Here is an 11,779-nt window from a genome sequence, read left to right as displayed (position 1 = left end):
GTTTAATGATAGTACGTAACAAATATAAAGTGTTGATTGTGATTTTTGTTCTACTAAATTGTAATGTTTTGGTTTAGCCAGGGGTAGTGGCTGTTGGCACCCCGCTAAATCAATAATACAAACCTAAGTAATTACTATTGGCCAAAAGCCATTAAAGCCTACTATTTTCGTTTACTTTTAAAAAACTCCTTTACCAGCTGCGAGCATTCATTTTCATGGATACCGCCGGTTATCAGCGTTTTAGGGTGCGTTACCTTTTGGTTTAAACGGCCAAAACCTAATTTGGTATCGTAAGCGCCAAAAACTATCCGGCTTAGCTGAAACCAGTAGCTTGCACCGGCACACATTACGCAGGGCTCCATTGTTACATACATGGTACAATCGCGCAGGTATTTACCACCCATAAAGTTGGCAGCTGCGGTTAGCGCCTGCATTTCGGCATGGGCCGATACATCGTTAAGCCTTTCGGTAAGGTTGTGGCCGCGGCCAATTATTTTTCCCTGGCAAACTATTATGGCCCCAATAGGTATCTCATCCTCGGCAAGGGCAAGCTTGGCTTCCCTTATGGCCTCGTTCATAAAAAAATCATCGGGCGAAATGCTTGGCTCATCGCCAAAATTAATATACCTCATTATATAAGTTTACTGCCGTTGGGCACTGGTTTGTCAATCGTAGTTAAAACAATATCGCCGTTCTCATCGGCAAAGCCGGTCACTAAAAACTCCGACATAAAATTAGCGATCTGTTTTTTAGGGAAATTGATAACCCCGGCTATCTGCCGGCCCGTCAGTTCCTCTTTGGTATAATGTTTAGTGATCTGCGCGCTTGACCATTTTATTCCGTAAGGACCAAAATCAACCCTTACCCTGTAAGCCGGTTTACGCGCCTGCGGAAAATCATCCGCTTCTAAAATTGTACCGGCCCTTAGTTCTACTTTTTCAAAATCGTGCCAGGTGATGGTTTCCATATTGCAAAGTTAAAAACCTTGTTTACTTCCCATCCTCCGGTATCATTTTTTTATTTTATAGTTTAAAAGCATTTATGTAATTTAACTTTGTATTACAGACTAACCACCTGCTGCTCATCCTGTAAAAATATGACTAAAAGTATCCTGCTTATTACGGCATTCAGCCTGCTTATAATAAGTGCTTTAATGCAGCCCTGCCTTGCAAAAAGCAACCTGCATAATGCTTCAGGAAACCCGCGTTCGTTGTTACAGAAAGATACAGTGCCGCCAGGCGATGTTATGGATATTATCAGTAAAGTAATATATGCCACCAATAGCTTTAACATTGATGCCGTAGCCAATTTATACACCCCTAATGCGGTAATATCAGATGATGAACCGCCTTATTCATGGAATGGGCCAACCGCCGGCATACAATGGGTAAATACCATTGAAAAAGTTTGCAGGGATTTTAAACTGACAAAATTTAAATCGGCTATTCAGCGTATTAACGTTTACCAGCAAACCAATGATAATGTTTTCATTATAGTACCGGTAAATTATACCGGATTACTGCCCGGCAAAGTAAAGTTTAGTACAAAAGGTGCTTTTACTTTTGTGCTGCGCCTTGTTAACGATAAATGGATGATAAAAAGCCAGGCATGGATGCCAGAAAAAGGTTTAAAAGATTAAAATGAAACGAACCCTGATAACCTTATCCTTCCTGCTTATTATCCAAACCTTTTTGTTTGCCCAGGAAAAGGACCTGGTAAAAATTGCAGATAGCATTAAAAATGAAGGTACGATGCTGTTTAAATCTGAATGGGCATCGTGGTATGGTACCGATATTTTTTTAGATAAATGCAAAGATAAAAAAAGCCTAATAGCCGGTTATATATCATACGATACAGGTAAAGGTTTAAAGAATATCTTTTTTTCAAAAGATGCGGATCCTGTAGTTTTGGCAACCACATCATTCGGATATGATTTTAACCCGCAAAACTTTACGTTAGATACCCTTAACCGAAAGCTAACTACTTATGAAAACGAACTTTACACCATAAGGAAAGCGGCCCTGGAACGCTTAGGCACCGACACTACTTTTAAACGATATATAAATACGGGTACTAATCCTGTACCTATAATTAGCAAAGGAATTAAGAGGGTTTATATTTTAACATCGCCCCAGGCAACCGGAATAGTGATGTTTGGCAACGATTACCTGATAGATTTTAATAAAGACAATACCATTAGCAGTGTAAAAAAACAGCATAAAGGCCTGATTACAGTTAACGCTAAAACGGTATCAGCAGATAACCCCACGCCGCCAGAAGCAGCTATTCATTCGCACTTGCCCGGGTATAGTGATTTTATGACTGCTACTGATGTTTGCACTGCAATGCTTTATCAAAAGCTTACCACATGGAAGCAGGTAATAGTGGTATCAAAAAATTATGTATCGTTGTGGGATTACAGTAAAAACGACCTGCTAATTTTAACTATGGAAGCCTGGAAAAGGATAGGGGCATCCATGGATAAGCCTAAATCCTTAAAAAACTAACGCCAATCCGCATTGCCCAACCTATTATTTGTTTGCAGTAAAAACCAATGGCGAAGCCCAACTGCAAAGGATCTTTTTAAGAACCACGCGCGGCACCAGGCACGATCTGCGGGCACAAGTGATAAGGCACGCATCAAAATAAACCAAAAACTAATTGAGTGGGCAGATGTGATATTTGTAATGGAACGCAGGCACAAGGAACTGATCAAACAGCGGTTTCCAGCAGTTATTAAAGCTAAACCATTGCTTGTGCTGGATATTGAGGATAATTATCAATATGGCGATACCGAATTGATAGAAATATTGAAAGATTGCCTGAGCGAGTATTTGTAAGGATGTGTTTGCTTAATGACGCAACAGTTATTCCTCAAAATAAAAGGCGTATAAACTTAAAGTTTACACGCCTTTTAATATGTTAACCAATTGCCTTTTACAGCAGATTGCTTAGTAGTTTGATTCGGTAGAGATCAATAAGCCTTCGGCATGGCCGCGGTGCTCATTGGTAGTAAATGGCGATTTTTTGGTAAAGATACCTAAGAAAAATAAGGCACCGCCCATTAACAGCTCAGGCCAGAATGCTTTTGACGAGAAGGTGTAAACCCATGGAGTTACCATTAAGATAAAGCCCATTGCAACATCAAGCACCAAATGAACGCGCATTGGGAACTGTTTGATAAAACCGGTTTCATTTTTAACAAAAATAGCCATGATCAGTTGTATCCATCCAATATAGATCGGGAAAAATAAAGCTGCGCTTGAAATATCAACCAAATTAAATAACCAGGGTGATGCTATTAAGGTAAGCGCCAGGATATAATTTAATACTCCGTAAACTGCGGTTGGGATAAACGGTTTCATATTATTTGTTAGTTTATACTATGTTATCTTTTTTCTGTTACAACAACCCATTGCGGGTATTTGTTGTCAAAGGTATAAATTTTGAATTTATCTGTAAACGCTTTCGATAATAAATATTAGTTTATTGAAAGTAATTATTTTGATGGAATACCAAAGGGGGCATAATTATTCGTCCGATTGATTATTAAAGCCTATCTTTAGTAAAATTCCAATCTAAATTCAGCAGAATTTACTTTCCAATTTTAAAGCAATTGTTTCAGCAAGAAAGTTTGCTTTTACTATAACCTACCATTACCCCGGCTTTACACCTTTTTAAAAAGACGGATAAAAACTACATCTAAAAAAGAAAAATAATGAGCAAAGACAGACAGGCCGTAAAAGAGAAAAAAAAAGAAGCTAACCCGCTTGCTAAAAAAGGAAAATCAGATTATCAATCGGGTAAAAGCGATGCTGTAAAACCAATAATGGAAGCATCTAAAAAGAAAAAATAATGACCACTAAATCAGTAGAATCACAAGCAAGAGAATACCTGTACGATGTAAAAAACTGTGCAAGCGAGTACGGACAAAGCACACTGGAGGGCTGGGAATTTAACCTGGTTACAGACGTTGAAAAGACTAAATTAGAGAAAACTTATTACCCAACTGTTTCTGCGCGCCCTGCAAAAGAAGCTTTGCTTGAACTGTTTAATTTAGTGAAATCAAAAATATTGCTTCCGGCTGGCAGCATTGATAACGGCTTTGATATGAGCACCATAACCAACAAGGATGTTGCTTACCTGATTGCCTTTAACCCTAAACTGCACAGATAATATTTCCGGATTCTGAATCTTAATGTGATTTGAACGAGGTACGAAGAGAAATTTTATACAACAGCTATTAAATTAGTGATGGTATAAGGTTTCTCTTTTTTTGTTACCGCCCCTCCGCCAGTTAGGTTATTTCTTAACAATTTTTGATGCAATTAAGGCAAATAAACCCAATATGATGCCTGATAGCGCGCCAAATACAGGCCCCGCAATAACCATCAATAATCTTGGGTGCACGGCAAGCGATGGAGGCATTTGCGTATTCATGCTTGCCATATCGGGATGCTCCATTATATAGTGCTTATAGTAAATTACGTGTACCGCCGTTATCCATACGGCATTTGCCATGCTTACTAAAAAGCCATGCAAAAAATATTTGCCCGGGCAAACTTTGGCAATAACCCATGCACAAAAAATAAAAATGATCAGCCAAAAAGCAGGTTCAACCTTTTGAGGAATAAGTGATACGGTGCCAAAAGCCATTATCAATCCAAAAATTGATAATTGAAAGATGATCTTCCAGTTCATGGGGTATGTTTTTTATATAAATGTAGATAGTTAATCAGCATAAACAAATAAATAACCAATAATTGCTTAAGCATATTATTTACGGTGTTTAGAAGAATATGTAATTTAACTCCATGAAATATTTCCTTACGCAAAATTTCAGGATGATATGGGTAGTTACACTACTTAGTTTTTTTATAACACATCCGGCTAAAGCGCAATATCCGACCAATAACGGCATTAACTATTTAACAGACACTTCAATAAACTTTAATGATCTTATAGGTAAATTTAAAGGAAGAATTATTTACGTTGATATATGGGCTACCTGGTGCGCTCCCTGCCGGCACGAACTCCAGTTAAAAAAAGACATGCTGAATTTTCAAGCCTTTGCTTTGAAAAACAATATTGTTGTATTGTATATATGCTGCGATAAAAACAGCAACAGATGGAAACAATTTATAAACGCAAACAAGTTAACAGGCTACCATATATTGGCTACTCCGTATATAAATAAAGAATTCCATACAACTTTTTCAAGCATACAAACCCGACTTGGCAAACCCAAAAGAAGCTTTTATATACCAAGGCATATGATTATTGATCAAACAGGTATGGTTGCAGACAGTACTGCAGCCCAGCAGGGCAGTGAATCAGCATACAGGCAGCTGGGTAAGATGCTTGGTAAAGCAGCCTTGTAATTAAAGGTGTTTTATAAAATCAGAAAACTTAACTTAATAAGATCCTGCCGGTTTTGTTTTTTTCAGCAATAAGGGCTTCTTTTTAGTTGTTACCAAAACCACCCCGCCCATACCTTTTGGGCCATATAAAGCTGTTGAGGCCTTGTCTTTAAGTACAGATATACTTTCAATATCATCGGGGTTTATCTCATCTAATGATTCTACTTGCTTTCCGTCAATCATATATAAAGGAGTAAATGGAAGCCCGTTTATTGCAAGCCGGTTTGTTTTGGTGGTATCCTGCTGCCTTACTACAGCAGCCAGTGTTTTAGAATGATCTTCATAAGCATCCCTTTTTTCAGTTATTTCGCCAGCACCTTTTTCATCCCATTGTTTTCCGGGCGCATCATCCAGCATAAAACCAATGGGTACCGTATAAGCTACTCTTACCAATTTTCCATTCTGGATGCCGGGCTGCCAGTTTGGCGATAAGTGCATCACCCGCAGGGCTTCATTATCAATATCTTTATCAACACTGCGCACTACTTTTATACCAGTTAGTTCACCGCTTTTTTCAATAACAAAAGTAATTATCACCCTGCCCTGCACACCATTTTTACGGCTCGAAGCCGGATAGTGCATGTTTTTTGATAGGAATGTTCCGAAAGCATTAATACCTCCCGGAAACTGGGGCACCTGCTCAACCGCGGTAAAAAGCCGGTCGTCTTTAGCGGGCACGGTATCAGTTACCGCTGGCGGGCTGATGATTTTTACATTGGTTACTTTACCCGTTAATTTAGGTGGGGCGAAAGTAATCACGGTATCTTTTACCGGCGCAGGCTTTACTTTAGCTGTTAAATCGCTATCAATAGTTGCCGGGGTTAAAAAAACCTGCTCGGCTTTTTTATTGAAAAAATTAATCGTCTTACTATTATTTACCGTGGCGGATGATAAAACAAGCATCAATACAAACAAGGGCGCCGAAAGGCCATATTTAACCAAAGCCGACATATGCGATTTGTTTTTGTTTATCATCATAATGCGCTGTTTTAACATGCTATGATTAAAAAACGGGTTAACCAACTGGTGCGCAGGTGCATTAAATGTTTGGCTCAATAGCAACAATGCGTAATCAGATTTATCAGTTCCTGATTTAATGGCCTGCCTGTCGGCAATAAACTCATGGATACGTTTTATAGCAAACCTGTACAGGTAAACCACCGGGTTAAACCAGTTAATGATCATTACGGCCTCAATCAGCAATACATCTGCCGAGTGCCACTGGCTGGCATGTACTTGCTCATGTTCGGCAATAATGGCGTTACCCGCATGCTCCTCGCCTAATTTTATTTTATTAAAAAACGCAAATGCCTCGGTTGATTCGGGCTGCTCCATTATCCTTTTTAGCTGAATCAGCTGTAAGGTTAGGCGGCCCATTAAAAAAACCATGCCCGCTAAATAAACCAGGGCCAATATTTCGCCAATGGTAATTTGTGTGTTTTGGATAATTGGTTTAAACTGGTACAACATTACCGGGCTGTTGTATATGGTAGTTTGAACCTCCTGCGTAATAAACAGGTTTTTTACCCAGTTTGATTGTATAACCGGAATAAAAAATGATAATAACGAAGCGGCTACAAGGTATACACGGTTAAGCTGAAAAAATGTTTCCTTGCGCAACAGTAAAACGTAAAACCCATAAAATAAAAGCAGGTAAATATTTACCAGCAATAAATAATGCCACCAGGTCATAATTATTTTTCTTTAAGTTTTTCAATCAGTTTCATAATCTCATCGGCTTCCTTAAGGTCAATTTTTTCCTTTTTCACGAAGTAAGAGAACATTCTTTTTACCGAATTATCAAAATATCCGGTCATCAGTTTATCGGTAGCAAAATTCTGGTACTGATCTTTGCTTATTACGGGGTGATACTCGTGGCTTTTGCCATGTGCGGTGTGCCCAACAAAACCCTTGGTCTCTAATATTCTGATAATGGTTGATACCGTATTGTAAGCCGGTTTTGGTTCGGGAAGCACATCAATTACATCCTTAACAAAGCCCGATTTTAATTGCCATAATACCTGCATTATCTGTTCTTCGGCACGTGTTAATTCTTTTATATCCATCGTATTATTTAATTAGTCCTGATAAATAGCGGGCCCGCACTGGGCAAATTTTTTATCAGCAGTTATTCTCAATTTATAATTAGCAGCAAACTGATTAAGCAGTTTCAAAAACCGGGCCTGTTTAGCTGCATCCATCCCGGCGGCATCAAGGTTTAAAAGGTAATGATCAATCGTACCATCCCCCTCAAAATATATGCGGTGAACAACACGGATTGGTTTACCCCATGTAAAACCATTAGCATGTAAATAAGTGCCCATATCAGCAAGTAAAGCTACATAAGCGTTATAAAACTTTTTTTGTGCATTACCTTTAAATACGCTTTTGTTACTGTCATTATCCAACGCATTGCTGTATTGTTTGTTTAACAAATAAACCGTTAAGCCGCTTTTTGCCGCCGCCTGGAAAGTGGCAGCGCGCTGCTGGGCACTTACGGTAATACTTGCAAAAAATAATATACCTAATATTACTACCTTCATAATTGGTTAATGATTATTAAAGTTATAACTAATATATTAGTTTAACAAGATTAATTGAACAATTATTTCTGATTCCGGTTACTGACCTATACAATTTACATGACTATAACCTTTCACGGCGCCGCCCGTAATGTAACCGGCAGCAAACATTTAGTTAAATTAAATGATGGCACCCGCATATTACTGGATTGCGGCATGTTTCAGGGCATGGGTGAGCATACCGAAGATTTGAACGAGCACTTTGGCTTTGATCCTGAAAAAGTAAATTATCTTGTTTTATCACACGCGCATATTGATCATTGCGGCCTGATACCGCGCCTGGTTGCTGAGGGCTTTGACGGGCAAATATTTTGCACACCCCCAACTATGGATCTGGCACGCATCCTATTAATGGACTCGGCAAGGATACAGGAGCAGGATATTGAATACAGTAATAAGCACCGCAAACAAAACGGGCAACCCCTGCTAACCGCTTTATATACCGAAGAGCAGGCGATGCAAGCCCTGCGCCTGTTTAAAATTGTTGAATATAACGAAGCTTTTGAAATTACCCCTACAATAAAACTTTGCTTTACCGATGCAGGGCATTTAGTAGGTAGTGCCGCCGTACATTTAACCATAACAGAGGATAATAAAACCACGCAAATAACCTTTAGCGGTGATGTTGGCCGCTATGGTGATATATTGCTGAAAAACCCGCAGCCTTTTCCGCAAGCTGATTATATTTTGCTGGAATCAACCTACGGTGATTCGCTGCACAAAGAAACGGGGGCCATTGAAGATACCCTGCTTGAGGTTATAAAACATACCTGCGAGGTGAAAAAAGGAAAGTTAATTATCCCTGCCTTTAGCGTGGGCCGTACACAGGAGCTTTTGTATGCTTTGAACTCTTTAGAGCTAAAGGGTACACTGCCCGATCTGCGTTATTATGTGGATAGCCCGCTCTCAGAAAAAGCAACGCATGTTTTAATGAACCACCCCGAGGTTTACAACAAACAGGTTACTGATGTTTTAAAGGTTGACCCTAACCCTTTTGGTTTTAAGGGGATGAGTTTTATCCAATCAACCGAAGAATCAAAAGCATTAAATGATGATGCCACGCCATGCGTTATTATATCATCATCGGGCATGGCCGAGGCCGGGCGGGTAAAGCATCACATTAAAAACAATATCGGCAGCGATAAAAACACTATTTTAATGGTGGGCTATTGCGAACCAAACTCATTAGGCGGCCACCTGCTAAGGGGCGATCATGAGGTATTTATCTTCAGCGAAAAATATGAGGTAAAGGCCGAGGTGCAATCAATCAAATCAATGAGTGCACATGGCGACTATAACGATCTGCTGCACTTTATCAGCTGCCAGGATCCTGAAAAAGTAAAGGAAATATTCCTGGTGCATGGCGAATACGAGGTGCAGCAGCATTTCAGGGAAAAGATATTAGCCAAAGGCTTTAAAAGTGTGGGGATCCCCTATCAGCACCAAAAGGTAGAAATTTAGTAAAAAAAGAAGGGCCCTGAAAAATTCAGGGCCCTTCTTTTTTAGTTTCTTGCCGGCTGCGGCTTAGGCAGCTCTTTGCGTGGTATCATTTCATCGCGTTGCGATGTGTTGTATACAAACGATGCTACAATGGTTGCAGCCTGTTTTAAATCATCCTCACTAAGCTTATCATAAGTATCCTGGTTACTGTGGTGCGTACGTGAGCCATAATCAAGCGCATCCTGTATAAACTGGAAGCCCGGGATGCCTACCGCATCAAACGACACATGGTCGGTACTGCCGGTGTTACGGATGGTAACCGTTGTAGCACCTAAGTCTTTAAAAGGTTCAAGCCAGGCTTTAAATACCGGTGCAACGGCTGAGTCGCCCTGTAAATAAATACCGCGCAGTTTACCGCTGCCGTTATCTAAATTATAGTAAGCAGAAACCTTTGATTGCTCCGGCTTTAGCTCCATTGTTTTAGGATCGCCAAAATGGTTAAGCACATAACCGCGCGAGCCAAATAAACCCTGTTCTTCTGAACTCCATAGTGCAATGCGGATGGTACGGCGTGGTTTAAAATTAACAGCTTTTAAAATACGCATCACTTCCATCATTCCGGCGCTGCCGGCAGCATTATCTGTTGCCCCGGTTGCACCATGCCATGAGTCAAGGTGACCACCAACCATTACTATCTGATCTTTTAATTTTTTATCAGTTCCCGGTATTTCGGCAACAACATCATAACCTTGCAGGTCGTCAGTAAAAAATTGCGTTTTAATATCGGCCTCAACGCTTACTTTTATACCTGCTTTAACCAGGCGTAAAACACGCTGAAAATCTTCGCTGCTGGTTTCCAGTTCCGGCGAAACCGCTTTTGCTGTATCAGCATAAGATGCACCGTTGGTTGTAAACACAGTACCATCGCTACCACGCGCCTGCGTCAATATCAGGCCTACATGCTCAACCTGTAAAAAAGTATTTATTGCGGTACGTAAAGCGCGGGCTTTTTGCATAGCAGCAAACTGTGGCGAGTTTGCACCACCCCGGCGTGGGCCAGCAGCTGGCTGCGCGGTTGCTTTAGCCATTTCATCAAGCTGCTCATCGGTATAACGTACACCATCAGCCTTAAATGTTCTTTCAACACCAGGCTTGGTATCAAATATTACAATTTTGCCTTGTAAAGTTCCTTTATATTTATCTAAATCGGCAACGGTATCAGCTTTTATTAAAATCACATCTCCTTTTATTGCGCCGTTTGTGCCAGGCGTCCATGCTTTAGGGACAGCTATTAAAGCATGATAGTATGGAACAGTCATAGCTACATAGTTTTTCTGCACTTCCCATCCTTTGCCAAATTTGCCCCAGGCTTCGCGTTTTGAGTTAACCATACCCCAGGTTTTTAACTGGTTAACGGCCCAATCCTGCGCGCGCTTTAAACCCGGAGAACCTGATAAACGCGGACCAGATGCATCCGTTAAGTAAAAGGCGGTTTCCATAACCTTTGAGTGGTTAAGGCCCTCGTTACGTATCTTTCTAACCATTGCGGTATCAACGGTTTCCTGGGCAAATGCAGAGCCCGTAGTTGCTGCCAAAAGCAGGCATGAGTAAAGTACTTTTAATTTCATAATGATCAGTTAATGAATAATGTTGTCAGTTAAAAACAAACATATTTATTAAAAACTGCAATACTTTAAATACGCGCTAACAAAGTTGTTACAAGCAGTAATATTTTCAAGTATATTTGTGTAATGAGCACATACCGGTTAGACAGAACAGCTTTTAAGGCCCAAACGGCCGAAGAAGCTTCCAACCATACCGATTACTACAAGAAATTAACCTGGCAGGAAAGGCTGCGCATTGCAAATTATTTAAACAGCGTTGCCTATAATTACCCTGAAAATGAACCACCCAGACTTGACAGGACTGTTTTTAAAGTAAGATCAAGGGGTTAAATAAAACAATACCATAACAATGCTTAAATCTGCCGTTCCCATTTTAGCTTCCTTAAATGAGGAAGAATCCATTAAATTTTATACGCAAAAATTAGGTTTTACTTTTTATTCGAGCTGGGAAGGGTACCTTATTTTGGGCCGCGATAAAATTAACCTGCACCTGTGGCCCTGCAAAGATGCTGAGATAGCCAAAAATACAGGCTGCTATATTAATGTGACCAATGTAGATAAGCTATATGCCGAGTACGAGCCAATTGGCGTTATACACCCCAACGGTGCCTTGCAGGAAATGCCCTGGAAAATGAAACAGTTCAGCATTTTAGATAACAATGGCAACATTATTCACTTTGGCGAAGAAATGAAAGATTAACAAAACACAGAA

17 protein-coding genes are annotated in these 11,779 nt (G+C 40.0%); 9 read left to right on the top strand and 8 right to left on the bottom strand.

Annotation, left to right across the window (positions count from 1 at the left end):
* Positions 1–161: 161 nt before the first annotated feature.
* Together ACQY4U_RS05005 and ACQY4U_RS05000 are read right to left on the bottom strand one after the other, a co-directional pair.
* Complete coding sequence (locus ACQY4U_RS05005; protein WP_428328292.1) at positions 162–632, bottom strand: nucleoside deaminase; 471 nt, start codon at positions 630–632, stop codon at positions 162–164.
* Positions 632–967, bottom strand: coding sequence for a tRNA-binding protein (locus ACQY4U_RS05000; RefSeq protein ID WP_428328291.1), 336 nt, complete (start codon positions 965–967; stop codon positions 632–634). The genes ACQY4U_RS05005 and ACQY4U_RS05000 overlap by 1 nt, the downstream gene beginning before the upstream one ends.
* Before the next feature lie 129 nt (positions 968–1,096).
* Between ACQY4U_RS05000 and ACQY4U_RS04995 the strand changes: the two genes are divergently transcribed.
* The 3 genes from ACQY4U_RS04995 to ACQY4U_RS04985 are packed head-to-tail and all read left to right on the top strand — an operon-like array spanning position 1,097 to position 2,840.
* On the top strand, positions 1,097–1,639 hold the full coding sequence (locus tag ACQY4U_RS04995) for a hypothetical protein (RefSeq protein WP_428328290.1): 543 nt from the start codon (positions 1,097–1,099) through the stop codon (positions 1,637–1,639).
* 1 nt (position 1,640) lies between these two features.
* Positions 1,641–2,507, top strand: a complete 867-nt coding sequence (locus ACQY4U_RS04990) for a hypothetical protein (protein ID WP_428328289.1) — start codon at positions 1,641–1,643, stop codon at positions 2,505–2,507.
* A 12-nt stretch (positions 2,508–2,519) separates the two neighbouring features.
* Positions 2,520–2,840 (top strand): low molecular weight protein tyrosine phosphatase family protein, encoded by a 321-nt coding sequence (locus ACQY4U_RS04985; protein ID WP_428328288.1) that lies wholly within the window; start codon positions 2,520–2,522, stop codon positions 2,838–2,840.
* A 111-nt stretch (positions 2,841–2,951) separates the two neighbouring features.
* Here the strand turns inward: ACQY4U_RS04985 and ACQY4U_RS04980 are convergent, their stop codons facing one another.
* Complete coding sequence (locus ACQY4U_RS04980) at positions 2,952–3,365, bottom strand: SPW repeat domain-containing protein (RefSeq protein WP_428328287.1); 414 nt, start codon at positions 3,363–3,365, stop codon at positions 2,952–2,954.
* 353 nt (positions 3,366–3,718) lie between these two features.
* Here ACQY4U_RS04980 and ACQY4U_RS04975 point away from each other — a divergent pair, with 353 nt between their 5' ends.
* A complete protein-coding gene (locus ACQY4U_RS04975) occupies positions 3,719–3,856 on the top strand; it encodes a hypothetical protein (protein WP_428328286.1) in 138 nt (45 codons plus the stop codon).
* Positions 3,856–4,176 carry a hypothetical protein gene (locus ACQY4U_RS04970; protein ID WP_428328285.1) on the top strand — a complete coding sequence of 107 codons (321 nt, stop codon included), beginning with the start codon at positions 3,856–3,858 and terminating at the stop codon, positions 4,174–4,176. The genes ACQY4U_RS04975 and ACQY4U_RS04970 overlap by 1 nt, the downstream gene beginning before the upstream one ends.
* 126 nt (positions 4,177–4,302) lie before the next feature.
* Here ACQY4U_RS04970 and ACQY4U_RS04965 read toward each other — a convergent pair whose 3' ends face one another.
* Positions 4,303–4,701 (bottom strand): hypothetical protein, encoded by a 399-nt coding sequence (locus ACQY4U_RS04965; RefSeq protein ID WP_428328284.1) that lies wholly within the window; start codon positions 4,699–4,701, stop codon positions 4,303–4,305.
* A 113-nt stretch (positions 4,702–4,814) separates the two neighbouring features.
* On the opposite strand from ACQY4U_RS04965, the gene ACQY4U_RS04960 reads away from it, so the two are divergent.
* Positions 4,815–5,381 carry a TlpA family protein disulfide reductase gene (locus tag ACQY4U_RS04960; protein ID WP_428328283.1) on the top strand — a complete coding sequence of 189 codons (567 nt, stop codon included), beginning with the start codon at positions 4,815–4,817 and terminating at the stop codon, positions 5,379–5,381.
* A 33-nt stretch (positions 5,382–5,414) separates the two neighbouring features.
* On the opposite strand, the gene ACQY4U_RS04955 is transcribed toward ACQY4U_RS04960, so the two are convergent.
* The 3 genes from ACQY4U_RS04955 to ACQY4U_RS04945 are packed head-to-tail and all read right to left on the bottom strand — an operon-like array spanning position 5,415 to position 7,963.
* A complete protein-coding gene (locus tag ACQY4U_RS04955; RefSeq protein WP_428328282.1) occupies positions 5,415–7,112 on the bottom strand; it encodes a TonB family protein in 1,698 nt (565 codons plus the stop codon).
* Positions 7,113–7,114: 2 nt separating this feature from the next.
* Positions 7,115–7,486, bottom strand: coding sequence for a BlaI/MecI/CopY family transcriptional regulator (locus tag ACQY4U_RS04950; RefSeq protein WP_428328281.1), 372 nt, complete (start codon positions 7,484–7,486; stop codon positions 7,115–7,117).
* 12 nt (positions 7,487–7,498) lie between these two features.
* Positions 7,499–7,963: a hypothetical protein gene (locus tag ACQY4U_RS04945; protein WP_428328280.1), complete on the bottom strand. Its 465-nt coding sequence runs from the start codon at positions 7,961–7,963 to the stop codon at positions 7,499–7,501.
* Positions 7,964–8,062: 99 nt separating this feature from the next.
* Here ACQY4U_RS04945 and ACQY4U_RS04940 point away from each other — a divergent pair, with 99 nt between their 5' ends.
* Positions 8,063–9,463, top strand: a complete 1,401-nt coding sequence (locus ACQY4U_RS04940) for an MBL fold metallo-hydrolase RNA specificity domain-containing protein (RefSeq protein ID WP_428328279.1) — start codon at positions 8,063–8,065, stop codon at positions 9,461–9,463.
* Between the two features lie 41 nt (positions 9,464–9,504).
* Here ACQY4U_RS04940 and ACQY4U_RS04935 read toward each other — a convergent pair whose 3' ends face one another.
* Positions 9,505–11,070, bottom strand: a complete 1,566-nt coding sequence (locus ACQY4U_RS04935; protein ID WP_428328278.1) for a M28 family metallopeptidase — start codon at positions 11,068–11,070, stop codon at positions 9,505–9,507.
* Between the two features lie 123 nt (positions 11,071–11,193).
* Here ACQY4U_RS04935 and ACQY4U_RS04930 point away from each other — a divergent pair, with 123 nt between their 5' ends.
* Positions 11,194–11,397 (top strand): hypothetical protein, encoded by a 204-nt coding sequence (locus ACQY4U_RS04930; protein ID WP_428328277.1) that lies wholly within the window; start codon positions 11,194–11,196, stop codon positions 11,395–11,397.
* Positions 11,398–11,416: 19 nt separating this feature from the next.
* Complete coding sequence (locus tag ACQY4U_RS04925) at positions 11,417–11,767, top strand: bleomycin resistance protein (protein ID WP_428328276.1); 351 nt, start codon at positions 11,417–11,419, stop codon at positions 11,765–11,767.
* Positions 11,768–11,779: the final 12 nt, after the last annotated feature.

Origin of the sequence: Mucilaginibacter sp. (assembly GCF_965277465.1) — a bacterium.
Taxonomy (GTDB): Bacteria; Bacteroidota; Bacteroidia; order Sphingobacteriales; family Sphingobacteriaceae; genus Mucilaginibacter.
This window is presented reverse-complemented; position numbering and strand designations above follow the sequence as displayed.

Bases quoted from the DNA above. Each gene is read 5' to 3' on its own strand.
- ACQY4U_RS04980 (WP_428328287.1), bottom strand. From the start codon at position 3,365: ATGAAACCGTTTATCCCAACCGCAGTTTACGGAGTATTAAATTATATC.
- ACQY4U_RS04965 (WP_428328284.1), bottom strand. From the start codon at position 4,701: ATGAACTGGAAGATCATCTTTCAATTATCAATTTTTGGATTGATAATG.
- ACQY4U_RS04970 (WP_428328285.1), top strand. From the start codon at position 3,856: ATGACCACTAAATCAGTAGAATCACAAGCAAGAGAATACCTGTACGAT.
- ACQY4U_RS05000 (WP_428328291.1), bottom strand. From the start codon at position 967: ATGGAAACCATCACCTGGCACGATTTTGAAAAAGTAGAACTAAGGGCC.
- ACQY4U_RS04960 (WP_428328283.1), top strand. From the start codon at position 4,815: ATGAAATATTTCCTTACGCAAAATTTCAGGATGATATGGGTAGTTACA.
- ACQY4U_RS04975 (WP_428328286.1), top strand. From the start codon at position 3,719: ATGAGCAAAGACAGACAGGCCGTAAAAGAGAAAAAAAAAGAAGCTAAC.
- ACQY4U_RS04945 (WP_428328280.1), bottom strand. From the start codon at position 7,963: ATGAAGGTAGTAATATTAGGTATATTATTTTTTGCAAGTATTACCGTA.
- ACQY4U_RS04940 (WP_428328279.1), top strand. From the start codon at position 8,063: ATGACTATAACCTTTCACGGCGCCGCCCGTAATGTAACCGGCAGCAAA.
- ACQY4U_RS04955 (WP_428328282.1), bottom strand. From the start codon at position 7,112: ATGACCTGGTGGCATTATTTATTGCTGGTAAATATTTACCTGCTTTTA.
- ACQY4U_RS04950 (WP_428328281.1), bottom strand. From the start codon at position 7,486: ATGGATATAAAAGAATTAACACGTGCCGAAGAACAGATAATGCAGGTA.
- ACQY4U_RS04935 (WP_428328278.1), bottom strand. From the start codon at position 11,070: ATGAAATTAAAAGTACTTTACTCATGCCTGCTTTTGGCAGCAACTACG.
- ACQY4U_RS05005 (WP_428328292.1), bottom strand. From the start codon at position 632: ATGAGGTATATTAATTTTGGCGATGAGCCAAGCATTTCGCCCGATGAT.
- ACQY4U_RS04925 (WP_428328276.1), top strand. From the start codon at position 11,417: ATGCTTAAATCTGCCGTTCCCATTTTAGCTTCCTTAAATGAGGAAGAA.
- ACQY4U_RS04930 (WP_428328277.1), top strand. From the start codon at position 11,194: ATGAGCACATACCGGTTAGACAGAACAGCTTTTAAGGCCCAAACGGCC.
- ACQY4U_RS04990 (WP_428328289.1), top strand. From the start codon at position 1,641: ATGAAACGAACCCTGATAACCTTATCCTTCCTGCTTATTATCCAAACC.
- ACQY4U_RS04995 (WP_428328290.1), top strand. From the start codon at position 1,097: ATGACTAAAAGTATCCTGCTTATTACGGCATTCAGCCTGCTTATAATA.